The sequence below is a fragment of the Cobetia sp. Ld8 genome, assembly GCF_045066615.1.
Taxonomy (GTDB): domain Bacteria; phylum Pseudomonadota; class Gammaproteobacteria; order Pseudomonadales; family Halomonadaceae; genus Cobetia; species Cobetia amphilecti.
Genome location: NZ_JBISHF010000005.1, coordinates 45,900 through 71,754, shown reverse-complemented (window position 1 = coordinate 71,754; position 25,855 = coordinate 45,900). Strand labels below are relative to the sequence as shown.

Annotated in this window: 17 protein-coding genes and 1 rRNA gene; 8 read left to right on the top strand and 10 right to left on the bottom strand. The window is 63.2% G+C overall.

Going from position 1 to position 25,855, the window contains the following annotated elements:
- Window positions 1-213: 213 nt before the first annotated feature.
- Together lysS and prfB are read right to left on the bottom strand one after the other, a co-directional pair.
- Window positions 214-1,752, bottom strand: a complete 1,539-nt coding sequence (gene lysS, locus ACJJV2_RS00910; protein ID WP_054556548.1) for a lysine--tRNA ligase — start codon at window positions 1,750-1,752, stop codon at window positions 214-216.
- A 164-nt stretch (window positions 1,753-1,916) separates the two neighbouring features.
- Window positions 1,917-3,015, bottom strand: a protein-coding gene (gene prfB, locus ACJJV2_RS00905; protein ID WP_107335890.1) for a peptide chain release factor 2 whose coding sequence is annotated in 2 segments (ribosomal slippage) — window positions 1,917-2,939 and window positions 2,941-3,015 — 1,098 coding nt in all. Because the reading frame shifts where the segments join, the coding sequence is not laid out codon by codon here.
- Window positions 3,016-3,434: 419 nt separating this feature from the next.
- Between prfB and ACJJV2_RS00900 the strand changes: the two genes are divergently transcribed.
- The 6 genes from ACJJV2_RS00900 (at window position 3,435) to ACJJV2_RS00875 (ending at window position 11,951) form a co-directional block, all read left to right on the top strand.
- Window positions 3,435-5,060 carry a peptide ABC transporter substrate-binding protein gene (locus ACJJV2_RS00900; protein ID WP_405277729.1) on the top strand — a complete coding sequence of 542 codons (1,626 nt, stop codon included), beginning with the start codon at window positions 3,435-3,437 and terminating at the stop codon, window positions 5,058-5,060.
- A 150-nt stretch (window positions 5,061-5,210) separates the two neighbouring features.
- The gene (locus ACJJV2_RS00895) at window positions 5,211-6,848 is read left to right on the top strand and encodes a peptide ABC transporter substrate-binding protein (RefSeq protein WP_405277727.1); all 1,638 of its coding nucleotides are present in this window, start codon (window positions 5,211-5,213) and stop codon (window positions 6,846-6,848) included.
- 59 nt (window positions 6,849-6,907) lie between these two features.
- Window positions 6,908-7,834, top strand: a complete 927-nt coding sequence (gene oppB, locus ACJJV2_RS00890; RefSeq protein ID WP_043337152.1) for an oligopeptide ABC transporter permease OppB — start codon at window positions 6,908-6,910, stop codon at window positions 7,832-7,834.
- A 14-nt stretch (window positions 7,835-7,848) separates the two neighbouring features.
- The gene (locus ACJJV2_RS00885; protein ID WP_405277724.1) at window positions 7,849-8,772 is read left to right on the top strand and encodes an ABC transporter permease; all 924 of its coding nucleotides are present in this window, start codon (window positions 7,849-7,851) and stop codon (window positions 8,770-8,772) included.
- Between the two features lie 147 nt (window positions 8,773-8,919).
- The gene (locus ACJJV2_RS00880) at window positions 8,920-10,515 is read left to right on the top strand and encodes an ABC transporter ATP-binding protein (protein WP_405277893.1); all 1,596 of its coding nucleotides are present in this window, start codon (window positions 8,920-8,922) and stop codon (window positions 10,513-10,515) included.
- A 353-nt stretch (window positions 10,516-10,868) separates the two neighbouring features.
- The gene (locus tag ACJJV2_RS00875; protein WP_347421929.1) at window positions 10,869-11,951 is read left to right on the top strand and encodes a porin; all 1,083 of its coding nucleotides are present in this window, start codon (window positions 10,869-10,871) and stop codon (window positions 11,949-11,951) included.
- 170 nt (window positions 11,952-12,121) lie between these two features.
- Here ACJJV2_RS00875 and ACJJV2_RS00870 read toward each other — a convergent pair whose 3' ends face one another.
- Window positions 12,122-13,375, bottom strand: a complete 1,254-nt coding sequence (locus ACJJV2_RS00870; protein ID WP_405277722.1) for an OmpP1/FadL family transporter — start codon at window positions 13,373-13,375, stop codon at window positions 12,122-12,124.
- A 444-nt stretch (window positions 13,376-13,819) separates the two neighbouring features.
- Between ACJJV2_RS00870 and ACJJV2_RS00865 the strand changes: the two genes are divergently transcribed.
- On the top strand, window positions 13,820-14,275 hold the full coding sequence (locus tag ACJJV2_RS00865) for a MerR family DNA-binding protein (RefSeq protein ID WP_043337156.1): 456 nt from the start codon (window positions 13,820-13,822) through the stop codon (window positions 14,273-14,275).
- On the top strand, window positions 14,272-17,118 hold the full coding sequence (locus ACJJV2_RS00860; protein ID WP_405277719.1) for a heavy metal translocating P-type ATPase: 2,847 nt from the start codon (window positions 14,272-14,274) through the stop codon (window positions 17,116-17,118). Before ACJJV2_RS00865 ends, ACJJV2_RS00860 begins: the two co-directional genes overlap by 4 nt.
- Before the next feature lie 784 nt (window positions 17,119-17,902).
- On the opposite strand, the gene rrf is transcribed toward ACJJV2_RS00860, so the two are convergent.
- The 7 genes from rrf to rplS form a co-directional block, all read right to left on the bottom strand.
- A 5S ribosomal RNA gene (rrf, locus tag ACJJV2_RS00855) occupies window positions 17,903-18,018 on the bottom strand.
- A 430-nt stretch (window positions 18,019-18,448) separates the two neighbouring features.
- Complete coding sequence (locus tag ACJJV2_RS00850) at window positions 18,449-20,254, bottom strand: single-stranded-DNA-specific exonuclease RecJ (protein ID WP_405277891.1); 1,806 nt, start codon at window positions 20,252-20,254, stop codon at window positions 18,449-18,451.
- A 159-nt stretch (window positions 20,255-20,413) separates the two neighbouring features.
- Window positions 20,414-21,805, bottom strand: coding sequence for a threonine synthase (thrC, locus tag ACJJV2_RS00845; protein WP_043336430.1), 1,392 nt, complete (start codon window positions 21,803-21,805; stop codon window positions 20,414-20,416).
- A 115-nt stretch (window positions 21,806-21,920) separates the two neighbouring features.
- Complete coding sequence (locus ACJJV2_RS00840; RefSeq protein WP_166017814.1) at window positions 21,921-23,237, bottom strand: homoserine dehydrogenase; 1,317 nt, start codon at window positions 23,235-23,237, stop codon at window positions 21,921-21,923.
- Window positions 23,238-23,409: 172 nt separating this feature from the next.
- Complete coding sequence (locus ACJJV2_RS00835) at window positions 23,410-24,180, bottom strand: DsbC family protein (protein ID WP_405277714.1); 771 nt, start codon at window positions 24,178-24,180, stop codon at window positions 23,410-23,412.
- 39 nt (window positions 24,181-24,219) lie between these two features.
- The gene (xerD, locus tag ACJJV2_RS00830) at window positions 24,220-25,125 is read right to left on the bottom strand and encodes a site-specific tyrosine recombinase XerD (protein ID WP_405277889.1); all 906 of its coding nucleotides are present in this window, start codon (window positions 25,123-25,125) and stop codon (window positions 24,220-24,222) included.
- Window positions 25,126-25,395: 270 nt separating this feature from the next.
- Complete coding sequence (gene rplS, locus ACJJV2_RS00825) at window positions 25,396-25,752, bottom strand: 50S ribosomal protein L19 (protein ID WP_043336437.1); 357 nt, start codon at window positions 25,750-25,752, stop codon at window positions 25,396-25,398.
- Window positions 25,753-25,855: the final 103 nt, after the last annotated feature.

The window sequence follows — 25,855 nt, the reverse complement described above, 5'->3', positions numbered from 1 at the left end:
CCATTATGGCCGCTCGCGGGCAACAAAGCCAAGCGCCACCTTGCCTCATCGGCACCGATCATGCCCCGCGAGGCACTCGTCGTCAGTCATTCGTGTGAGGCAGAGACCACAACGCCCCCGATCAGGGATCGGAGGCGTTGTGGGTGCCCTCAGCGTGGCCTGTCACGATGGCGCGTCATGATGCGCCATCGTGACGGGCTGGCGGCCGACTGCTCAGCCCTGCTGCGGACGCATCGCCGGGAACAGCAGCACGTCGCGGATGGAGGCGCTGTCGGTCAGCAGCATCACCAGACGGTCGATGCCGATGCCTTCACCGGCGGTCGGCGGCATGCCGTATTCCAGCGCGCGCACGTAGTCGGCGTCGTAGAACATGGCTTCGTCATCCCCGGCGTCCTTCTCGGCCACCTGGGCCTGGAAGCGCTCGGCCTGATCTTCGGCGTCGTTGAGCTCCGAGAAGCCATTGGCGATCTCGCGGCCACCGACGAAGAACTCGAAGCGATCGGTCACGTGCGGGTTGGCATCGTTGCGACGCGCCAGCGGGCTGACTTCGGCCGGATATTCGGTGATGAAGGTCGGCTGGTCGAGACGGTGCTCGGCGACTTCCTCGAAGATCTCGGTCTCGAGCTTGCCCAGACCCCAGATCGGCTTGACCTGGATACCGAGACGCTCGGCCGTGGCGCGCGCGGCGTCGTAATCGGCCAGGTCGGCTTCGGTGATGCCATCGCCGTACTTGATGATCGACTCGCGCATGGTCATCTGGATGAACGGCTGGCTCAGGTCGTACTCGCTGCCCTGACAGGTGATCTGCGTGGTGCCGAGCACTTCCTGGGCGGCAGTCCGGATCATGTCTTCGGTGAGCGCGATCAGGTCACGGTAGTCCGCGTAGGCCCAGTAGAACTCGAGCATGGTGAACTCGGGGTTGTGACGCGTCGACAGCCCCTCGTTGCGGAAGTTGCGGTTGATCTCGAACACGCGCTCGAAGCCACCCACCACCAGACGCTTGAGGTACAGCTCCGGCGCGATGCGCAGGTACATTTCCATGTCCAGCGCATTGTGGTGCGTGATGAACGGACGTGCGGTCGCGCCACCCGGAATCTGCTGCAGCATCGGCGTCTCGACTTCCATGAAGCCGCGATCGCTGAGGAAGCGACGGATGGAGGCGACGATGCCGGCACGCAGCGCGAAGGTGCGGCGTGACTGCTCGTTCATGATCAAGTCGACATAACGCTGGCGATAGCGCATTTCCTGATCGGACAGACCGTGGAACTTGTCCGGCAGCGGACGCAGGTTCTTGGTCATCAGCTGGGCGCTTTCGATCATGACGTACAGATCGCCCTTGCCGGATTTGTGCACCGGGCCACTGGCACCGACGATGTCACCGATATCCCAGCTCTTGATGTCCTCGAGCAGCGCTTCCGGCAGGCCCTTCTTGTCGACGTAGAGCTGAATCTGGCCGGAGACTTCCTGCAGCACGATGAAGGGGCCACGTTTGCGCATGATACGCCCGGCGACGGCGGCCTTGCGGTCCAGCGTCTCCAGCTCGGCCTTGTCCTTCTCGCCCAGCTCTTCCATCAGGTCAGCGGCGAGGCTGTCACGACGGAAATCATTCGGGAAGGCACTCTTGCCTTCGGCGGCGGCCTGCTCACGGCGGGCGTTCAGCTTGGCGCGACGTTCGGCGATCAGGCGGTTCTCTTCCTGAGCCTGTTCGGCGGCCTGCTGCTCATCAATGGCGGGGGTCTGCTCTGTCGACATGGAGGGGCCTGTCTCGTGTCAAAGGGTCATGGCCTGGGCCACGACAGATCATGATCAGCCTGACGATTGTGACCATCAGTGCTGACCGCGATACGGGGATTCGTGGCCTCCGCCGGCGAGACCGGCGGAGGCGAATAGGCGCTGGGCCGCGAGGGTACTCGCGCTCAGAGCCCCATCTTGAGGCTGGCGACGATGAAGTCATCGAGGTCGCCGTCGAGCACCTTGTCACAGTTGCTCGACTGGACGCTGGTCCGCAGGTCCTTGATGCGCTGGTCATCGAGGACGTAGGAGCGGATCTGGCTACCCCAGCCGATATCGGACTTGGAGTCCTCGAGTTCCTGCTTGGCGGCGTTGCGCTTCTGCATCTCGGCTTCGTAGATACGCGCCTTCAGCATCTTCATGGCGCGGTCACGGTTGGAGTGCTGGCTACGCTCGGTCTGGCAGGCCGCCACGATGCCTGTCGGCACGTGGGTGATACGTACCGCGGAGTCGGTGGTGTTGACGTGCTGACCACCGGCGCCGGAGGAGCGATAGGTATCGGTGCGCAGGTCGGCCGGATTGATGTCGATCTCGATGTTGTCATCGATTTCCGGCGACACGAACACGGACGCGAACGAGGTGTGACGACGGCCGCCGGAGTCGAAGGGACTCTTGCGGACCAGACGGTGCACGCCAAGCTCGGTGCGCAACCAACCGAAGGCGTAATCACCCTCGACGTGGATGGTCGCGGACTTGATGCCGGCGACTTCACCGGCGCTCGCCTCGACGATCTCGGTCTTGAAACCGTGATGCTCGGCCCAGCGCAGGTACATGCGCAGCAACATGTTGCCCCAATCCTGCGCTTCGGTACCGCCGGAGCCTGCCTGGATGTCGAGGTAGGCGTTGTTGGCGTCCATCTCACCCGAGAACATGCGGCGGAACTCGAGCTTCTCGAGACTGGCCTTGAGCTGGTCCAGCTCGCGGACGACTTCGTCCACGGTGCCTTCGTCCTCTTCCTCGACCGCCATTTCCAGCAGGTCGGAGCAGTCGGACAGACCGTTGCTCATGTCGTCGAGGGTCTTGACGACCAGCTCCAGCGACGCACGTTCCTTGCCGAGCTTCTGCGCGTAGTCCGGGTCATTCCAGACATCCGGATTCTCGAGCTCGCGAGTGACTTCCTCTAGCCGATCCTGCTTTTCGGCATAGTCAAAGGTACCCCCTCAGGACTTCTGCCCTTTCGGACAGGTCCTTGATGAGGTTGGTGATCGGATTGATCTCTTGCATGGTCGTCCTGTCTTGAGGCGATGATGCGTGAATGGGTGCGCGGCGATCCTGTCGCAAGCGACGGGCTCCGCCACATGCCACCCGAGGGTGCATGTGCAGATCGACAGCGCGCAAAGCCCGATATTGTAGCCATTTCCCGGCGTGGCGACCATGCCCGGCCCATCATCCGTGGCCAGCGGGCAAGCGACGGCTCTCGGCTGCCAGGCATGCCGCCCATCAGCGGGCAGGCGGCGAATACGACCAAAGTGATTCAAAGGCCCGCCTGCCCCGAATGGCCCGAGTTTCCACGCCTTGCATGACGTTTATCGAATGCATGCATAAGCCATCCATTTTTTAACATGGACAGCGGGCAGGAAAAGATTCGATGGTAGAAGGCGACACTCGTATTACCCCTAACAACAATAGCGAGCTTCCCTATCATGGCACGACTGCACTCCCCCTCTCACACCCCGGTGCTCCCCGGACGCTTCATGCTCAAACGCCTGGCAGGCTCTCTGCTGCTGGCCGGGGGCATCGTTGCCTCCCAGGGCATCATGGCCGACACGCTCAAGCTGGCGATCATGGGTGAACCGGCCTCGCTGGACCCGCAGCAGATCTCCGGCACCTGGGAAAATGACGTGGTGGGCGACCTCTTCGAGGGCCTGGTCACCGAAGCCGCCGATGGCGAGCGCATCCCCGGCGCGGCCGAGTCGTGGCAGATTTCCGACGATGGCAAGACCTATACCTTCACGCTGCGCGAGGACGGCAAGTGGTCAGACGGTGAGCCGGTGACCGCCGAGGACTTCGTGTACGCGCTCAAGCGCATCATGACGCCGGAAAATGCCTCGGATTACGCCTACATCCTGTATCCGATCAAGAACGCCAAGGCCATCAACAGTGGCAAAGCCGAGCCGGACACCCTCGGCGTGCGTGCCGTGGATGACCACACCCTCGAGATCACCCTCGAGCGCCCGACGCCCTACTTCCTGGATCAGCTGTCGCACTACACCGCCTACCCGCTGCCGAAACATGTGGTGGAGAAGTACGGCAAGGACTGGACCGACCCCGGCAAGATGGTCTCCAACGGTGCCTTCGAGCTGAGCGAGTGGCAGCCGCAGACCCGCATCGTCGCGCTCAAGAATCCTGAGTTCCACGATGCCAGGGAGGTCGCGCTGGATGAGGTGATCTACTACCCCATCGAGGAGCGCAACAGCGCCCTGAAGCGCTTCCGCACCGGCGAGATCGACATCGCGCGCGAATTCCCGACCCAGCAATACGGCTGGCTGAAGGACAACCTGCCGGACGCCACCCACGTCGCGCCCTACCTGGGCATCTACTACTACGTGCTCAACTCGCGCGATGGCCATGCCACGGCAGACCCGCGCGTGCGTGAGGCGCTCAACCTCTCCATCCGCCGCAACATCATCACCGACAAGATTCTCGGCACCGGCGAAGTGCCGGCCTACAGCTTCGTGCCCACCGGCGTGAACCATTACGACATCCAGGAGATGGCCTTCAAGGACATGTCGATGGATGAGCGCATGCAGAAGGCCAGGTCCCTGATGGAAGACGCCGGCTACGGCCCGGACAACCCGCTGGAGCTGACCCTGCGCTACAACACCAGCGAAGACCACAAGAAGGTGGCCATCGCCGCCGCCGCGATGTGGAAGCCACTGGGCGTGAAGGTCAATCTGTTGAATGCCGAAGTCGCGGTGCACTACGAGGACATGCGCCAGGGCAAGTTCGATGTCGGCCGCGCCGGCTGGATAGGCGACTACAACGACGCCCAGAACTTCCTCAACCTGCTGGAAAGCGGCGTGCCCAACAACTACGGCGCCTATTCCAACAGTGCGCTGGATGACGACATGCAAGAGGCTGCCAATACGCTCGACATGGAGGATCGCGAGGCCCTGATGCAGGACGCGGAGCGCAAGGCGCTGGATGACTACGCCGTGCTGCCGATCTACTACTACGTGTCGCGCAATCTGGTGAACCCCAAGCTCAGCGGCTGGAAGAACAACATCGAGGATACCCACCGCTCGCGCTGGGTCTCGTTCTCCGAGTGAGGCGAGCCCTGTGAGCCTCTGAGCTGGCTCGCCGCTCTCTAGATCGTCATGGGTCCACGCTTGTGTCCGGCAGGGCAGGAGCGTGGCATCTGCCAAGGATGGCACCAGAAGATGACGTCGCGCCCCACGGGCGTGACAAGGAGTTCATGCATGTCCCCCACCTCACCGATGCAATGCGCGGCAAGCCTCAGCGCAGGCCTGCTGCTGTCCGTTCTTTCCCTCTCCCTTGGCGCTTCCGGCAGCGCCATGGCCGCAGAATCTACAAGCCGCGGCGAGCAGATCCTGCGTATCGCCAATGGCGCCGAGCCCGGCTCGCTGGACCCGCAACAGACCAACGGCACCTGGGAGACACGCATCACGCGTGATCTGTTCGAGCCGCTGATCGCCTACTCCGCCGACGGCAAGCTGGTTCCCGGGCTGGCAGAGCGCTGGGAGTCGTCCGCCGATGGGCTGAGCTGGACCTTCCATCTGCGCGAGGGGCTCGAATGGTCAGACGGCACGCCGTTGACCGCCGAGGATGCCGTCTTCGCGCTGCGCCGCCTGCTGACACCCGCCACCGCGGCCCACAACGCCACGCTCTACTACCCGATCGTCAATGCCCGCGCGGTGAATACCGGTGAGCTGCCCGCGGAGAAGCTTGGCGTTGCCGCACCGGATGCGCAGACGCTCACCATCACTCTCAGCCACCCTTCGGCGACGCTGGAGCAGACGCTGGCGATGAGCGAAGCCGCTCCGCTGCCACGCCATGTGATCGCGGCCAAGGGCGCTGGCTGGACGCGGCCGGCCAACATGGCCACCTCGGGCGCCTTCGTGCTCAAGACCTGGGCGCCCCAGGCCGAGATTCGCCTGACGCCCAATCCGCGCTATCACGCGGCGGACACGGTCGCGCTCGATGAGGTGGTCTACCTGCCCATCGAGGAGAGTCATGCCGCGCTCAATCGCTTCCGCGCCGGCGAGGTCGAGATCGCCTACGGCGTACCCGCCAGCCATTACACCTGGATCCAGGACAATCTGGCCGCTGCCCTGCAGACCTACCCGATCCTCGGCGAGTACTTCTATGTCTTCAATCTGCGCGAGGGCTCGCCGGTGGCCGACCAGCGCATCCGTCGCGCGCTGAATCTGGCCACGCGCCGTGAGGTGATCACCGAGCGCATTCTCGGCATGGGCCAGATTCCCTCCTGGCACTTCGTGCCGAAGGCATTGGGTGAGCATCAGGGCGCGCGCTTCGATTTCGCTGACTGGTCGATGGACAGGCGCATGGCGAAGGCGCGCGAGCTGATGGCAGACGCGGGCTACGGCCCGGATACCCCGCTTGAGCTGACCCTGCGCTACAACACCCTGGAAGACCACAAGAAGATCGCCGTGGCCCTGGGCGCGATGTGGAAACCGCTGGGCGTGAAGGTGACGCTGACCAACACCGAGGCCGCGGTGCATTACCGCGATCTGGCGCTGGGCGATTTCGAGGTCGGTCGTTACGGCATGATCGCCACCATCGCCGATGCCTACGACTTCCTGAACGCCTTCAGCAGCGACAACACCTCCAACGCGCCCGGGCTCAGCTCACCGACCTACGATGCGCTGATCGAGGCGACGGCGCGTGAAGGAGATGTCGGCACCCGCCAGCGCCAGCTCCACGACGCCGAGCAGTATCTGCTCGACAACAATGTGGTGCTGCCGCTCTACGACTATGTCACCTCCAGTCTTGTCGACCCCGCCATCAGCGGCTGGGCGCCCAATGCGTTGGACGTGCACCCGAGTCGCTATCTGCAGCTCGATACCTCGCACTGACAGACGACAGTCACCAATAACAACGACACACCCGGGCAGCGGCCCGGACGGAGCACTGGATGCTGAGCTACACCCTCAAACGGTTGCTGCAGGCGATTCCCACCCTGCTGATCGTGATCACCCTGTCGTTCTTCCTGATGCGGGTCGCCCCGGGCGGCCCCTTCGATGGCGAGCGCCGTCTGCCCCCGGAAATCGAGCAGAACCTGCGCGCGGCCTATCACCTGGATGAGCCATTGCCGATGCAGTATCTGCGCTATCTGGGCGATCTGGTGCAGGGCGATCTCGGCCCGTCCTTCAAGTACAAGGACTTCGATGTCAGCGAGCTGATCAGCCAGGGCTTCCCGGCCAGTCTGGAGCTGGGCATGTGGGCGATTCTGGCCGCGCTGCTGATCGGGGTTCCGCTGGGGGTGATCGCGGCCATCCGGCGCAACTCGACGGCGGATTACGTGGTGATGAGTACTGCGCTGGCGGGGATCGCGGTGCCCAACTTCGTCATCGCCCCGCTGCTGGCGCTGGTGTTCGGCGTGCTGCTCGGCTGGTTGCCGGCCGGCGGCTGGAACGGCGGCGCCTGGCAGAACCTGCTGCTGCCGGTGGTGGCGCTCTCCATCCAGCAGATCGCCTACATCGCCCGCATGATGCGCGCCAGCATGATCGAGGTGCTCGGCAGTCACTACATCCGCACCGCCCGCGCCAAGGGGCTGAGCGAGTGGAAGGTGATTCTGCGCCATGCATTGCGACCGGCGATGCTGCCGGTGGTCTCGTACCTCGGCCCGGCCATCGCCGGCATCATCACCGGCTCGGTGGTGATCGAGCAGATCTTCGGCATTCCCGGCATCGGGCGCTATTTCGTGCAGGGTGCGCTCAATCGTGACTACACCCTGGTGATGGGCACGGTGGTCTTCTATGGCGCCTTGATCCTGCTGCTCAACCTGATCGTCGATCTGCTCTACAGCATGCTCGACCCGCAGATCCGCTACGACGACTGACCCGAGGCCCTGACATGTCACAGACAACTCCCGCTTCCCACGGCACCGGCGGTGCCAGTGCCTTCGACGGCCAGCCCCCTGCCGCGCCGGCAGGCGACAGCCTGACCCGCGACGCCTGGCGTCGTCTCAAGCAGAACCGCGCTGCCATGTGCAGCCTGGTGGTGATGGCCGTCATCGTGCTGGCCTGCCTGATCGGCCCGTGGCTGACGCCCTTCGAACTCGATGAAGTCGACTGGAACGCCATCGGCACCGGTCCGGACCTGGCCTCCGGCCACGTCTTCGGCACCGACGTCAACGGCCGCGACCTGCTGACCCGCACCCTGCATGGCGGCCAGATCTCGCTGTCGGTGGCGCTGGTCGCCACCTTCGTCAGCCTGGTGATCGGCGTGCTCTACGGCGCCGTCTCCGGCTACTTCGGCGGACGCACCGACAACCTGATGATGCGCTTCGTCGACATCATGTATTCGCTGCCGTTCATGTTCCTGGTGATCCTGCTGATGGTGGTGTTCGGTCGCAATATCTTCCTGATCTACGCTGCCATCGGCGCGGTGGAGTGGCTGGACATGTCGCGCATCGTGCGCGGCCAGGTGCTGGCGCTCAAGAAGCGTGAATTCGTAGAGGCGGCGCATGCGCTGGGCGTGCGCGACCTGCAGGTGGTCACCCGCCACCTGATCCCCAATGCGCTGGGGCCGGTGATCGTCTACGTCACGCTGACGGTGCCCAAGGTCATCCTGCTGGAAAGCTTCCTGTCGTTCCTCGGCCTCGGCGTGCAGGAACCGCTGACCTCATGGGGCGTGTTGATCTCCGAAGGCAAGGACATGATGGAGACCGCCCCCTGGATGCTGCTGGTGCCCTCGGCCTTCCTCGCCGCGACCCTGTTCTGCCTCAACTTCCTCGGCGATGGGCTGCGTGATGCCCTCGACCCCAAGACTCGCTGAACCGGAGCGCTGATCATGACTTCTTCACCCTCTACCTCCGGCACCTCCTCCAGCCTGCCGCCAGCACGCAACGCCGCCGACCAGGCCCGCGCCGACACCCTGACCCGCCTGGGACTGGCCGCCGAGGCGCCGGGCACGCCGCCGCTGATGGAGATCGATGACCTCAAGGTCGACTTCCAGCTGCCGGACGGCGCGGTACCCGCCGTCAAGGGTGTCAGCTTCACCCTCAACAAGGGCGAGACGCTGGCGCTGGTCGGCGAGTCCGGCTCCGGCAAGTCGGTCACGTCCACCGCCATCCTGCGCCTGCTGCCGGAACTCGCCGAGATCAAGGGCGCCATCCGCCTGCGCGGCGAAGACCTGCTGAGTGCCTCCACGCGGCGCATGCGCGAGCTGCGCGGCAACCGCATCGCCACCGTCTTCCAGGAGCCGATGACCTCGCTCAATCCGCTGCACCGCATCGGGCGCCAGATCATCGAGGTACTGGCACTGCATCGTGACCTCAAGGGCCGCGCAGCCCGCCACAAGGCGTTGGAACTGCTCGAGCAGGTCGGCATCCCGGAGCCGGCGCGACGTATCGACAGCTATCCCCATGAGCTGTCCGGTGGCCAGCGTCAGCGCGTGATGATCGCCATCGCGCTGGCCTGCGAGCCGGACCTGCTGATCGCCGATGAGCCGACCACCGCGCTGGATGTCACGGTGCAGGCGCAGATCCTGCGGCTGCTCAAGTCGCTGCAGCAGCGCTACGGCATGGCGATCCTGTTCATCACCCACGACCTGAGCATCGTGCGCCACTTCGCGGACCGCGTCTGCGTGATGCGTCACGGCGAGCTGCTGGAAACCGGCGCCACCCACGACGTCTTCGAGAGTCCGCAGCATGCCTACACCCGCATGCTGATCGATGCCGAACCGGCCGGCGAGAAGGCGCCGGTGGCAGCGGATGCACCGGTGCTGCTGTCGGCGCGCGATGTGCGTGTCAGTTTCACCATCAAGCGTCCGCTGTTCGGCCCCAAGGTCGCCTTCGAGGCGGTGCGCGGCATCGATCTCGAGGTGCGACGCGGCCAGACCATCGGCATCGTCGGCGAGTCCGGTTCCGGCAAGTCGACGCTGGGGCGCGCCCTGCTGCGCCTGCTCAAGAGCCAGGGCCAGATCAGCTTCGATGGCGTCGATATCATGCCGCTGGACAAGCCAGGCATGCGCCCCTTGCGCTCGCGCATGCAGGTCGTCTTCCAGGACCCCTTCGGCTCCCTGTCGCCGCGCCTGACCGTGGGCGAGATCATCAGCGAAGGCCTGCGCGTGCATCACCCCGAGCTCAAGCGCGCCCAGCGCGATGCGCGGGTCTGCGACGCCCTGAGCGAGGTCAGCCTCGACCCCGGCATGCGCAATCGCTATCCACATGAATTCTCCGGCGGTCAGCGCCAGCGCATCGCCATCGCCCGTGCCCTGGTGCTCAAGCCGGAATTCTTGCTGCTGGACGAGCCGACCTCGGCGCTGGACCGCTCGGTACAGGTCACGGTGATCGACCTGCTGCGCGACCTGCAGGCGCGCCACGGCCTGACCTATCTGTTCATCAGCCATGACCTGGCGGTAGTCCGTGCGCTGTCAGATCACCTCATCGTGATGAAGGAAGGCGAGGTGGTGGAAAGCGGCAGTACCCACGCCATCTTCGAGGCACCCCGTGAGCGTTATACGCGTGAATTGATGCAGGCTGCCTTCGCCCCGGACCTGGGCCAGACGCACCACTGACACCCTGAAAAGACGACATGCCTGATGGGCGCTGAGGCGCCCATCAAGACCCCGCTTTGCCTGAGAAAAGGCGCATGGCCTCATCACTGCCTGTCTGAAGGGTGGCGATGAGCGCCCGGCCTCGCCCCGGGCAAGGGCAGCCGGGTCGCTCACGCGGATCGGCATTGGCTGCCAACCGGGTGCTTGCACCCGACCGAGGCCGGAGCAGGACGCTCCGGCATGACCCACACCGATGGAAAGACATGCACAGGATGACGATGCAACCTACAACAACAGCCAGCATCCCCCTCCACACTCACTCACGACTGCGTCACGCGATTGGCGCAGCCCTGCTCGGCACGGGACTGCTGAGCATGAGCCCCATGGCCCAGGCCATCGAGGTCTACAAGACGGATACCGACCGCGTCGAGTTCAGTGGCCGCCTGGCGGCGTTTGCGGTGATCCAGGATGGCGCACACGACGAGATCTACAACGGCGGCTCGCGGGTGCGCCTGATCCACGAGCATCAGTTCGAGCAGGGCTGGAGCTCCATCATCCGCGCCGAATGGGGCTTCGATCCCTGGTTCAAGGACGGCACCGATGCTCACTACAAGCGCATGCTCTACGCCGGAGCGGCCCACGAGAAATGGGGCAGCTTCACGGTCGGCAAGCAGTATGGCCCCTGGTACGACATGGTGGCCGTCAACACCGACTGGTTCTGGATCAATGGTGGCGAGGCGTCCGGCACCTTCGAAGGCCGCAGCGGTGATGGTGGCCTGCATGGCACGGGGCGGCCGGACAACTCGCTCTACTGGAAGAAAGGCTTCGACGATGTCACTGTCGGCCTGCTCTACCAGCTCGGCCATGATGGTCAGCACAGCAACGAGACCTCACTCTTCGAGGATGGCGTCTTCACCACCGAGACCGAGTATTCGGGGTATGAGCGTGACTACAGCTATGAAGCCGCGCTCAACTGGCACCCGAACGAGGACTTCACGGTGGGCGGGGTCTTCCACCATACGGAGCTGAGCGACTACGAGAGCGGCAACAGCGAGAACGGCGATATCGATGCCTGGCTGCTCGGCGGTCACTGGTCACCGGGCAACTGGTACATCGCCCTCGTGGGCGGGGAATATCGCAACCACATCGCCGGCAGCACCCTGGACTCCTCGGAAAGCTTCGTCGACAAGGCGCGCGGCGCGGAATTCGTGGTCAACTACAAGTTCAAGGAGGTCATCTGGGGCGATGACAGTGTCGAGCTCTACGGTGGCTTGAATCACCTGGAGGACGCCGACAGCGAAGCACGCTACGCCTATCAGATTCTGGGCGCGGCCTGGCGGGTCAAGGACCTGACGCTGGCCACCGAGTATCGCTTCGACAACAGCCGCCAGTCAGACGGCAGCGAGTACAGCGCCGACCGCGACCAGCTGATGTTCCTGGCGCGTTACGACTTCTGATCGTCATGTCATACGCTGGTGACGGTTCGCCAATGCTCGCGCTGAGGCGATAGTTCCGCCCTTGCCTGATGAACCCGGCAGGGACGACAAAAAACGCCCGGTCATATGACCGGGCGTTTTTTGTATCGGTTGTCGTGAGATCAGCTCAGCGCTTCAGGGCGCTGCCATGCTCAGAAGCGATAGGTCGCGCCGAGACCGAAGCCATGCGCTTCATTCTCGTAATCGGCTTCATAGGTGCCACGGTTGGGCTCGCTCAGGCTGACGGTGGCCGTCTCTTCCCACAGGTAGGTGTAGGCCATGTCGATGGTCAGCTCCGGCATCGGCGTCCAGCCGGCCCCCAGCGAGAAGATGGTGCGATCACCGGACGGGATACGCGCGCTGCGATGCTCATCCACGGTCGGGCTGTCATCGAAGGCCATGCCGGTGCGCAGCACCCACTGCGGATTGAGCTGATAGCTCAGACCCACCGCGTACTGCCAGCTGTCTTCGTAGCCCTGCTCCTCGACGATGTCGTTCATGTTGTCGACTTCCACCGCGATCTCATCGAAGCGGCTCCAGTGCACCCAGGTCACGCCCGCCATCAGCGTCCAGCGATCATCCAGCTTGTGCGTCACGGAGAAGTCGATGCTTTCCGGCAGGGTCACGTCCAGCGACGCATCCTGCTCGGTATTCGCGAAGCCCGTGCCAGTGAAGACATTGTTGTACTTGGCCTCGCCTTCCAGGCTGTAATCCACCTTGGAGCGATAGGACAGACCGAGACGGGTACTTTCCACCGGCTGGAAGATGACCCCGACGTTGTAGCCCCAGGCGGCATCGTCGCCCTTGATCTTGACCTTGCCATCGCCTGTGCCAGCATCGAGAGTATTCGACGTCAGCTCACCCTTGACGCTGTTGTAGGTCACACCGGCGCCGATGGCCCATTTGTCATTGATGCGGTAGGAGATGGTCGGCTGGGCGGTGACCACCTCGACTTCACTGTAATTGGCGAAATAGCGGCCGCGGAAATCAGAACCATAATCGGTGATCACACCAAAGGGCGCGTAGACCCCGAAGCCCAGTGCTACCCGGTCGTTCATCGGCTGCACGTAATAGAAGGAAGGCACTGCCGCCCCCGGCACCATGTCGCCGTCATCACTCCCTGATACCGGGCGGCCGAGTGCATCATTCGCGGTGGCGACATCAATATCGGTATTGACGTCCAGATAGGTCACACCGCCAGTGATCTGGGCACGATCCAGGAAGGACATGCCGGCCGGGTTGCCGAACACGGTAGAGGCATCATTGGCATTCGAGGCGCGCCCGGCGAAGGAGGTGCCCTGGGTGCTGACACTCTGCTCGTTCAGCTGGAAGGCCCCCGCGTGAACGCCACCGGCATAAGCCGTGGCTACCGTTGCCAGAGCGACCCCGAGGGTGAGTTTGTTCATCTTGTTTTTCATTATGGATGGCGTCCCATTGCAGATGGCTTGGAGAGCTGCATGTTGTTGTTATCGTTCGTTGATGCATAGCCCTGTCACTTACGTTTTGGGCGAGTCGATCGTTCAAGTCAAGGGCGAACGTTTGTTTGAATAGGGAGATTTCTAGTATTCAGGGAACTTTCATTCATGTCTGCACTGTCTCGTGCTGCTAAGCCCATGACCTGACGACGATTTAGTGCCTCGTCGCCAGCGTTTAAAACACGACAGCCCCCTCTGCTCCCCCCTCTAGCCTATTGGTCGAACATCAGCTTTTTCGTATGTATCGCCTCGCTTGACCTATGTGCAACACATAAGTCTTACACTGATGATCAGTCACGGAACATTGGCTGCCGACAGACCTTCAGGGCAGCCGAATGCTCTCTCCGCCACTCTTGATCACCAGGAGATGATGCAATGAAAGTCGCTGAACTGGCCCGCGCGGGGGGCGTCACCGCCGAAACCGTTCGCCATTACACGCGCCAGGGGCTGATCACGGCCCGACGTGATCCCGTCAACAACTACCAGCGCTTCGATGAGCAGGCGCTGGTACGCCTCAAATTCATCAGTCAGGCACGCCAGCTGGGCTTCAGCCTTGCCGACATCAAACAGATTCTCGAGCAGGCGGACCAGCACGACTCGCCGTGCCCGCTGGTTCGTGACCTGCTGCGACAGCACCTGCCGAGAGTGCGCGAGCGCATTCGTGAGCTGGAAGCCCTCGCAGAGCGCATGGAGCATGCGCTGGATTGCTGGCAGGACCTTCCGGATGGCGTGCCGGACGGCAACAGCGTGTGCTGTCTGATCGAAGGCTTTCCGCAGGACATGCCCGACACCGCTTCCACTTCCAAACGCCGCGACGGGGGGCAATCATGATGACTACATCACTTCCCGAGACACGCCTTCTGCAGGCGCCAGGCATCCATTGTCAGGGCTGTGTCAGCAGGATTCGTCGTGCCCTGCAGGCGCAGGACCCGCAGGCCGAGTTGCTCGGCGCACCTGATGCAGAGCTGTTGCTGATGCACAGCCAGTTGTTATCCACGGCACTGCAGGAAGTCGCGGACGACTGCGGCTACCCCCTCAAGGAGGAAGCCCTGCCGGAACGCGCCCATCACGATCTGTCGGTGTACGGCATGCACTGCCAGAAGTGCGTCGCCAGATTGCGCGAGGCCATCCAGCACTGGGATGACACCGCGCAAGTCAGTGGCACGCCGAAAGAAGACACTCTCGACGTGGACACCTGTCTGCCGCGCGGGCTGCTCGAGAGAATCATCCTCGAGACGGACTATTCGCTTGAGGCCCCCGCCGAGGCGGATGAAGCTCAAGCCGCGCCGGCTGCTGATACGCCGGCCGTTGCGAGCAAGTCAGGCGCTGCGAACGCGTCAGGTACTGCAAACAAGGCAGCGACTGAGAGCCAACTAGCCGATAGCGCAAGCGCCGAGTTCTCACTGTCCGGCGTCACCTGCGCCAGCTGCGTGGCGACGATCCAGAAGGCACTGGATGGCCTGGATGGAGTGGAGCAGGCGCAGGTCAACTTCGCCTCGCGCACCGCCCAGGTCACGAGCCGCCTCGCTCCCGACGAGATCGTCTCGGCCATCGAAGGCGTCGGCTACGGGGCAAGCCTGGTGGAAGACGCGCAGGCCGGTGAGCAGCAACAGCAAGAGGACGCCGATCAGGAATATCGCTCTCGTGTCCGTGACAGCGTGCTGTCACTGGGCATCGGCATCCCCCTGATGATCAGCATGTTCTTCCATCATCCCGGCTTCGACGGGCTCGAGCGCGGGGTGTGGCTTGCGATCGGCGTCGCCGTGCTGGGCGTGCTCGCCACGGCAGGACGCAGCTTCTTCACCAGCGCCTGGAAGGCCTTCACGCATCATCAGGCCAACATGGATACGCTGGTGGCGCTCGGTACCGGAGCGGCATGGATCTACTCCATGGGCGTGCTGCTGTTCCCCGACAGCGTGCCCCCGGCGGCGCGCGGGCTCTACTTTGAAGCATCGACCATGATCATCGGCTTGATCAGCCTGGGGCAGGCGCTGGAAGTCCGCGCCCGGGGCCGCACTCAGCAGGCGCTGCGTGCGCTGCTGGATCTGCAGACCCGCACGGCCCGCGTGATCCGCGACGGGGAAGAGCGCGAGATCGATATCAACGAGGTCCGCAGCGGGGACCAGGTGCGCATCCGCCCCGGCGAGCGCATCCCGGTGGATGGCCGGGTCATCGAGGGCCAGAGCCATATCGATGAATCGATGCTCAGCGGTGAGCCACTGCCCGTGTCACGCGGTATCGGCGACGAGGTAGCCGCCGGTACGCTCAATACGCGTGGCAGTCTGGTCTTCGAAGTCGAGCGAGTCGGTAGCGAGACTCGCTTGGGCCGCATCATCAGCCAAGTGCGTCAGGCGCAGAATTCGCGCCCGCCGATCGGCCGGCTGGCTGACACCATCTCCGGCGTGTTCGTGCCCAGCGTGATGATCATCGCCATCGTCGCGGCGCTGGTGTGGTTCAACTTCGGACCTGCGCCGACCGGCGTGCATATGCTGGTGGTCGCGACGGCGGTACTCGTCATCGCCTGCCCGTGTGCGCTGGGCCTGGCGACGCCGATCTCGACTATGATCGGGGTCGGCAAGGCGGCGGAACATGGCGTACTGGTACGCAGCGGTGAGGCACTGCAGACCGCCAGTCGCTTGACCGCACTGGTGGTCGACAAGACCGGCACCCTGACGCGCGGCAAGCCGGAAGTCACCGAGGTCTCGCTCCTCGAAGGGGAAGACGAGGAAGCCGTGCTGGATGCAGCATATGCACTGGAGCGGGGCTCCGAGCACCCGCTGGCCGCGGCGCTGCTGGCACATATCGAAGCCAGACGCCCCGAAGCCTCGCGCAGCAAGGCCTTCCATGACTACCAGACCATCAGCGGGCGCGGCATTCAGGCCCAGGACGATGCAGGTCGCACCTGGCGCATGGGCAACGCTGCCATGCTGGAAGAGGCAGGCATCAGCCTGGCTCCTCTCAGCGAGCAGATCACGGTGCTGGAAGACAATGCGCGCACCCTGATACTGATGGCTCGCGACGATGAATTGCTCGCCGTCTTCGGCCTGGCCGACCCGCTGCGTGACGATAGCCGCGATGTCATCGCTCGCCTGCATGCCATCGGCCTCAAGGTGATCATGCTGACCGGTGACAACCCTCACACAGCAGCGGCCGTGGCGCGCGAGACCGGTATCGATGATTACCGTGCCGGCGTCTCACCGGATGACAAGCACGATGAGATTGCGCGGCTGCAGCAGGAAGGTCATGTGGTGGGAATGGTCGGCGATGGCATCAATGATGCGCCGGCGCTGGCGCTGGCCGATGTCGGCTTCGCGATGGGCGAAGGTACCGACGTCGCCATCGAGACCGCCGGTATCACGTTGATGCAGCCGTCGCTGGGCGGGGTCGCGGATGCGATCGCGATCAGCCAGGCCACCCTGCGCAACATCAAGCAGAACCTGGTGGGAGCCTTCGGCTACAACCTGATCGGCATCCCGATTGCCGCAGGCATCCTCTACCCCTTCACGGGCATGTTGCTGTCACCGGTCATCGCGGGGCTGGCCATGTCCTTGTCCTCGGTCACCGTCGTGACCAATGCCAATCGTCTGCGCCGATATACGCCCCCGAGCGCAGCTGGATCCGCAACGAGTAACCCCGAGAATACCGCCACCACCTCACAAGGAGCGTCAGCATGATCTGCATGGCCATCAATCTGCTAGGGTTCGGCCTGATCGCCGCCATTGTCTGGTGGTTCTGGCTCGCCAAGTCATGAAACACACTCCAGGACTTGCTCTATAGGCGCTGAAATAGAGCAAGATGATCGCACAAGACAATCGCGCAAGATCATCACCTCCAAGCCCTGTCACACGCTGTGTGGCAGGGCTTTTTTCGTGACCACTTCCTGCCTAAAAGAGCACCAGACGGCTCTCGCAAGACTCGCAACGATAGCGCTCATGGCATGTCACCCAGCAACTCCGAGGCCTGGGCACCCGGCAGCACATTGGAGGGAAAACAGCTGTCGCGAGGTCTTGTGGATAGCTCCTGCACTGCCGAATCTTGAGTTTTCCACAGCCGCTTTGCTCTTCTTTACCCCGCGTGCCTCTTCTTTATCCCGCTTGATCAAGGTGCTGAGAATGCAAAAACGCCCCTGCCACATCGGTGACAGGGGCGTTTCCTTTGGCCTTCTTTCTGCACAACTTTTGCTCGCACAACTTTTCCTGAGCACAAAGAGAACCGCCCCTGCAGCAAGGCTACAGGGGCGGTTCGGTATAAGTGCCTGACGAGGATCGGGGCGGCCATCCGCGACTCTTGCAGGGAGAAACCCTACCTGGCGGGTCTATCACACCAATGATCTAGCAGCTTTCATCAGCAATTCTCGGCACATTTTGCTTGCACGAGGCTTTTCTTTTGCGCCAATTTTTCCTGCGCACAAAGAGAATCGCCCCTGCAGCAAGGCTACAGGGGCGGTTCGGTATAAGTGCCTGACGATGACCTACTCTCACATGGAGAAACTCCACACTACCATCGGCGCTAAGCGGTTTCACTTCCGAGTTCGGCATGGGATCGGGTGGTTCACGCTCGCTATGGTCGTCAGGCGAGTGAGAGGCTTGCTCCGATATTTGGTGACCTTGTCACCACTCATCGGCAAGCGCTCACACGAATTACCTGATCAAATTTTTAAAGAGCGTCGCTGTTAAGCGAGGAGGCATATTCTACCCGGAACGCTTGAGAAGTCAAGCACTTGATGATGAGTCAGTCGACTGCCTCTAAGCATCATCAAGCGGTGAGGAGCGTTGCTCAATCACCTGTTCCGTAAGGAGTGCGGCGTATTCTAGCGAATCGCCCGGGATTGTCAATCGATGAACTCGAAGCGGACTTCAAAAACATCAAGAAAAACAATCACCTGCAAACCTCTTTCACCGCTGGTAACGCCATGCGTCCCCGGCAGCGGATGCGTACTTTACGCAGGAATCGGTTTGATGGCAAGGGCTTTTTGGCCAGATATCGCTGTCAATTCAAACAAGCTCATGCAGGCACTGCGTGCTCCAGCATCAACTGCAGTGACTCTCTCCCCCGCCAGCGATTGCGCGACAACTTGTAAGCACACTTCAGAGAGGCCCCCACGCCAAATGCCGGTGATTCCCCCGGTGACAGCGCACGGAACCAGATCGCCTTGAGGCGTGTACGCCCGAGCGAGAGCTCCAATGACAGGTGCGTGCCATCGGCGCCTACCGGCCTGAGGCTCTCGACCAGGAAGCTGCCCTCGAAGAGAGGCGCCTCGAACTCACGCCCGAAAGGCGCCAGACGCTCGAGCTCATCCAGCGTCTCCAGACTCAACTGCCCTTCCAGCAGCTCACCATCGCTGAGAATCAAGGGATTGAGCGCCCTCTCCCCCAACTGCTCCGCGGCTGCCTGTTGCAGGGCACGAGTGAAGGTGTCCTTTTCCGTCAGCGGCAAGCCCACCCCGGCGGCGCCGCGATGCCCACCGAAGCGCGGCAGACACTGCGGCGCGAGATCATGGGCGCGCTGCAGCGCATCCCGCAGGTGCAACCCTTCGATGGAGCGCCCGGAGCCCGTCAACATGCCGGGCACCGCAGCTGGTGTCAGCACGACGGTCGGTCGCCCGAACTGCTGCACTAGGCGCGAAGCGACAATGCCTTGCACCCCGGGATGACCATCCTCCAGGTGGACCACGATCACCTGATGCCCTTCCCGCAAGGAGGTAAGCGCCAGGGCACGCGCCGACTCGACCATCTCGGCTTCGATCGCCTTGCGGGACTGGTTGTCCTGATCGAGCACTTCCAGCGCACGCTGCGCCGCGTCATCTTCCCGCGCCAACATGAAATGCAGCGCGGCGTACGGGTCATCCAGACGCGAGCGGGCGTTGATACGCGGCCCCATCTGGAAGGCCAGCGTCTCGGCATTGAAGGGCACGCTATCCGCCCCGAGCCGCTCTGCCATCGCGCGCCAGCAGGGTTCCTGCATGCGGTTGATCAACGTGAGGCCGAGATTGACCACCGCACGATTGATCGCACTGCCCCCCAGTGACACACAGTCCGCCACCGTCCCCAGCGCCACATACGACAGCCACGGCGACAGCTTGGGGGCATCGCTCGGCAACCTGCCCTGTTCGATCAAGACGTTACGGGTCAATGACATGGTCAGCCAGGCGACCATGCAGCCGGCAATGGTCGCGTCGGGATAGGCGCAGTCATCTCGTGTCGGATTGACGGTCGCGTAGGCGGAAGCCGGCGGCCCTTCCTGAGGCAACGCATGGTGATCCGTCACCACCACCTCTATCCCCGCCTCCTTGAGCAACGCCAGACGCGCCTCATCACTGGAGCCGCAGTCCGCGGTCACGATCAGAGACGGGCGCGGCGACAGCGTCATGATGCGCTCGACCAGCGGCAGACTGATGCCATAACCATCATGGATGCGATGGCCGATCAGGCTGTGCACGCGATCGTAAGGCACATCGAACAGCTCGGTCAGCGTGCGCAGCATCACCACATGCGAGGTGATGCCGTCCACGTCATAGTCGGTGAGGATGCCGATATGCTCCCCCTCGGCGACGGCGCGCGCGATGCGCTCTGCCGCGCGCCGGCCATCGGCCAGCCGTTCGGGATGCTCGATATGCCGGAGTGCCGGCGTGACCAACGCCTCCAGGGGCGCCTTGCAGCTCTCCAGCGTCAGACGCCCTGCCAGCACACGTGCCTGCAATTCGCTGAGCCCGGTCGCGATGCCCTGTTGATAGAGACGCTCGTCACGCACGCGCGGCTGAATGACCCGCGCAATGCTGGCCGCAAGCGTGCGCTCGTCCGGACGACTCATGGAGTCTTGCGAGAATGGGGGCGACACGGGGGAAGTGACAGACATGAAGAGCTCCTGGCAAACGACATGGCCGTCATCTCGGCAGCGGACTGCAGACATGACGGCCATGAAAAGATGACTGCCGATCACCCCGAGCGGGCCAACCGGCAGTTGTTGCAATCACCCGCGGCGATTCTCGCGCACGAAGTCCTGCACTGCCGCCAACTCCGCCGGCAGTACGCTGTAACGCTCCTCGCGCTCCAGCAGGTCATGCAGATGCGGCGGCAGATCGACGCCAGCAAAGCCGGCACGCGCCACGGCTTCGGCAAACTTGGCCGGATGCGCCGTCGCCAGCGTGATCATCGGCGTCGCGCTATCGGTGCGACAGACCTCAGCCGCACGATAGCCGGTTGCCGTATGCGGATCGAGAATCTCGCCGGTGCGATGGTGCGCCTCACGGATGACCTCGAGGATCGTCTCGTCATCGACACTGTGACTGGAGAACAGCTCACGCAGCTTCGCCAACGGGGCATCCGCCAGTGCTGCCGGTTCCCGCGAGAAGTGCTCGAGCAGCTCACGGATCGCCTGACCATCGCGGCCATAGGCCTCGAACAGCAGGCGCTCGAAGTTGGAGGACACCACGATATCCATCGACGGTGCCAGCGTCGCCTTCAGCTCCTGACGCGAGAAATCATTGGAGGAGATGGTACGATGCAGGATGTCGTTGGCGTTGGTGGCGATCACCAGCTGGCGCACCGGCAGCCCCATGCGCGAGGCCAGATAGCCGGCAAAGATGTTGCCGAAGTTGGCCGACGGCACCGTGAAGCTGACCTGACGCGCCGGAGCGCCCAGCGCCACACCGGCGGCCACGTAGTAGACGGTCTGGGCCATGATGCGCGCCCAGTTGATCGAGTTGACCGCGACCAGACGCGTGCCGTTCAGGAAGTCCTGATCGGCGAAGCTGGCCTTCACCATCGCCTGGGCATCATCGAAGTTGCCTTCGATGGCGATGTTGAAGACGTTGGGCGCCAGCACGGAGGTCATCTGGCGACGCTGCACTTCGGAGACACGGTTGTGCGGATGCAGAATGAAGATATCCACATGATCGCAGGCACGGCAGCCTTCGATGGCGGCGGAGCCGGTATCGCCGGAGGTCGCCCCCATGATCACCGCACGCTCGCCGCGCTTGGCAAGGAAGTGATCCAGCAGGCGACCCAGCAGCTGCAGCGCGACATCCTTGAAGGCCAGTGTCGGGCCGTGGAACAGCTCCAGCAGGTAATGGTTGCTGTCGAGCTGATTGAGCGGCACGACGGCATCGTGACTGAAGGTCGCGTAGGTCTCGCGCACGATGTCGCGGAAGGTCTCGTCATCGATGGCGCCATCGACGAAGGGCTTCATGACACGGAAGGCGATTTCCGCGTAGGACTCACCGGCCATCGCCGTCAGTTCTTCGGCGCTGAACTGCGGCAGGGTTTCCGGCACGTACAGACCGCCATCACTGGCAAGCCCAGTGAGAACCACATCTTCAAAACCGAGCGCCGGCGCCTGGCCGCGCGTGGAGATATAACGCATGTCGTGTCTTCCCGTGGCTCTTGCCACCGTTATGATTCTTGCTCTTCCGGCCTGCGCCGGCTGCCCAGCGGGGCGGTGCCATCACCGTCGATAGCCCCGCCCCGTTTGCCCGCGATCAGGCGTTGTCGTCGAGATCCTCGACACGAATGCGCACCACGGAACCGGCGACATCCACCAGCGCTTCCAGCTGGCGAATCGCTTCGTTCATGTGCAGTTCGCGCGCACGGTGCGTGAGCAGAATGATCGGCACCAGCTCCCCTTCGGTGGCTTCCTTCTGGATGATCGCCTCGATGGAGATGCCCTGCTCGGAGAGGATCGACGCGACACGCGCCAACACGCCCGGGCGGTCCACTGCGTGCAGACGCAGATAGCAGGCCGTCTCGATCTCTTCCATCGGCAGGATCGGCAGGGTATCGCCGTGCTGATTGATCTCGGCGAAGGCCAGATACGGCACGCGGTAGCGGTGGTCGGTGGCGATATCGCGCGCCACGTCGAGCAGGTCCGCGACCACGGCAGAGGCCGTCGGCTCTGCACCGGCGCCGGCGCCGTAGTAAAGGGTCGGGCCGACAGCGTCGCCCATCACCTCGATGGCATTCTTGACGCCATGCACGTTGGCCAGCAGACGTTCCTTGGGAATCAGCGTCGGATGCACGCGCAGCTCGAGGCCCTTGGCCGTGGCGCGGGTGATGCCCAGATGCTTGATGATGTAGCCCAGGTTATCGGCCTGCTCGATGTCCTCGGCCGTGATGCGCGAGATGCCTTCGGTGTAGGCCTTGTCGAACTGCAGCGGCACGCCGAAGGCGATCGAGGCCAGGATGGTCAGCTTGTGCGCTGCATCGATGCCTTCGACATCGAAGGTCGGATCGGCTTCGGCATAGCCCAGCGCCTGCGCCTCGGCCAGCACGTCCTCGAAGCTGCGACCTTCATCACGCATCGCGCTGAGGATGAAGTTGCCGGTGCCGTTGATGATGCCAGCCAGCCACTGGATGCGGTTGGCACCCAGGCCTTCACGCAGCGACTTGATGACGGGAATGCCACCGGCCACTGCGGCTTCGAAGGCCACCATCACGCCCTTCTCGGCCGCGGCACGGAAGATCTCGTTGCCGTGGACGGCGATCAGCGCCTTGTTGGCGGTCACGACATGCTTGCCGTTGGCGATGGCTTCCATCACCAGCTGATAGGCGACATCGTAGCCACCGATCAGCTCGACCAGCACGTCGATCTCGGGATTGCGCGCGACCTCGAAGATGTCGTGCGTGCGGCTGACGCCGGTGATATCGCAGTCAGGATTGTCGCGTCGTGCGCCGACCTGTTCGACGATGATCGGGCGTCCAGCACGACGCGCAATCTCATCGGCATTGCGAATCAGCACGTTATAAGTGCCGCCGCCTACGGTCCCTAGACCACAGATTCCTACTTTCACCGGTTTCAACGTCGCTTTCCTCTCTTGTTACGGTATCCAGCCTTGAGGGCCGCGCCACTGTCAGCGACGGCCTTGCCGATCTCACGTCGGTCTATTATCCAGACATCCTGCACGTACGTCTGTCGTGACCACGGTAGCAAGGCAGGACGCCCTGTCAACGCGCAGTCTTGTCGCCTGTGATTCAGTCATCGATGCCCAGCATGCTGGCAAGACGCTCCACCGGCAGGTAGCCCGGCACCATCTGGCCATCCGGCATCACGATGGCCGGGGTACCCTGCACTCCCATGCGCGTGCCCAGCTGATACTGGCTTTGCACCGGCGCATCGCAGCTGGCCGCCTGCTTGGGCACTTCGCCCTCATTCTTGATCTGGTTCATCGCCTCGGTGGGGTTGTCCGCACACCACACCTGCGCCAGTTCACGCGCGCCCTGCGAGCGCATGCCACCGCGCGGGAAGGCCAGATAGCGCACTTCGATGCCACGTGCATTGAGTTCCGGCACTTCCTGGTGCAGCTTGCGGCAATACGGGCAGGTGGTATCGGTGAAGACACTGATCACCGCCTTGACCTCACCCGCCGGGCGGAAGATGACCATATCATCTTCACTGACCTCGGCCAGCAGCTCGAGGCGCTCGCCATTGGCCTTCTGCTCGCTGAGATTGACCAGCCCCTTGTCGCCATCGTTGCGGTACATCTCACCCACGATCAGATGCTTGCCGTCGATATCGGTAAAGAAGCTCTCGCCACTGGTCAGACGCACCTCATAGAGGCCGTCGATGGGGCTTGAGGCCAGTGATTCGACCGGCAGCGGCTGGCCATTGACGACGAGCTTGTCGCGCAGATCATCCAGCGCATCAGCCTGGGCCAATGGCGCCACAAGCGTCAGCATGGCACTGGCGCTCAGGAGGCGGATCGCACGGGACAGGGCCTGCGGACGACGGAAAGACTTGCTCATCAAACACTCCTTGGCGTCCGCGCGCAGAGGGAAGGACACTCAGCCACGCGGATGATGTTCGGCATGCAGACGCTCCAGACGCGCCTGGGCCACATGGGTATAGATCTGGGTCGTGGAAAGATCACGATGTCCCAGCAACAGCTGCACGACACGCAGGTTGGCACCGTGATTGAGCAGGTGCGTGGCGAAGGCATGGCGCAGCGTATGCGGTGACAGAGGCTTGCTGATGGCCGCAGTCACGGCGTGACGCCGGATGCGATGCCAGAAGGTCTGTCGCGTCATGGCCTTGTCGTGTCGGCCGGGAAACAGTGCCGGACGCGTCTGGTCGGCCATCATCGCAGGTCGGCCAACGGACAGCCAGCGTGACAACCAGTCACAGGCCTCCTCGCCCAGCGGCACCAGCCGCTCACGATCGCCCTTGCCGGTGACACGCACGACACCCTGGCGCAGATTGAGCGCATCGACACTCAGGTTGACCAGCTCGCTGATGCGCAGGCCCGCTCCATAGAGCACTTCGAGCATGGTGCGGTCGCGCAGCCCGATGGGCGTGTCGAGATCCGGCGCCTCCAGCAGGCGCTCGACCTCCTCCTCATCCAGCGTGCTCGGCAGGCTGGGAATCACGCGCGGCAGGCGCACCTCATGCAGCGGGTCCGCCTCGATCACGCCTTCGGCCAGCGCCCAGCGATAGAAGCGCCGCAATGCCGACAGCAGGCGCGCCGTGGAGCGCAGCGCATGCGACTCACGCCGCGAGTCACAGAAGGCCTGCACCTGCTGCGGTGCCACGCTCAGCAACGGCACCGCGTCAGCGCCCGTCTCCGCCTGATCGGCCAACCAGCGCCGCCAGGCCGTGAGATCACTGCGATAGGCGCCGAGCGTATTGTCACTGGCACCCCGCTCTAGCCACAACGTATCGAGAAAGGCCTCGACCAACGCATCGTCGTCCATCATTCCCGCTTCCCCGTCCTCAATGACGCGTCATCCGCGCTCGCCGTGGCCGTCATGTTCCGCGGCACCTGGCCTGCGTGAGCCTCGATTCTACCGTGATGCCCTGACGATGAAATGAACCCGCTGCAAGTCACAGCGGATTTCCCAGGTGCACAAACACGAAGACCCCGCCATGCGATGCATGGCGGGGTCTTCATATGGCGGAGGAGCAAGTGGCAATTCGCTCCCCCGCAGTACTGCCGAGTTCTGCAGTCAGGGAATGCGGAGCGCTTAGCCCAGCTTTTCCTTGATGCGTGCAGACTTGCCGCTACGCTCACGGAGGTAGTACAGCTTGGCCTGACGGACGTCACCACGACGCTTGACGTCGATAGCGGCAACCTGCGGGCTGTAAGTCTGGAAGGTACGCTCGACGCCCACACCGTGGGAGATCTTGCGGACGGTGAAGGCGGAGTTCAGACCGCGGTTACGCTTGCCGATCACCACGCCTTCGAAGGCCTGCAGACGCTCGCGAGTACCTTCGACGACCTTGACCTGGACGACGATGGTGTCGCCCGGTGCAAAGGCCGGGATTTCCTTGGCCATCTGCTCGTTTTCGATCGCCTGGATCAGTTTATTCTTGCTGCTCATCGCTAGCTCCAAATTCGTTAGCATCAATCCTGGGATTGATGTTCGTCATGACCCCGGCACCGCAAACGGCCTTGAACACGGGGATCGACCTTGTGTGTGACGC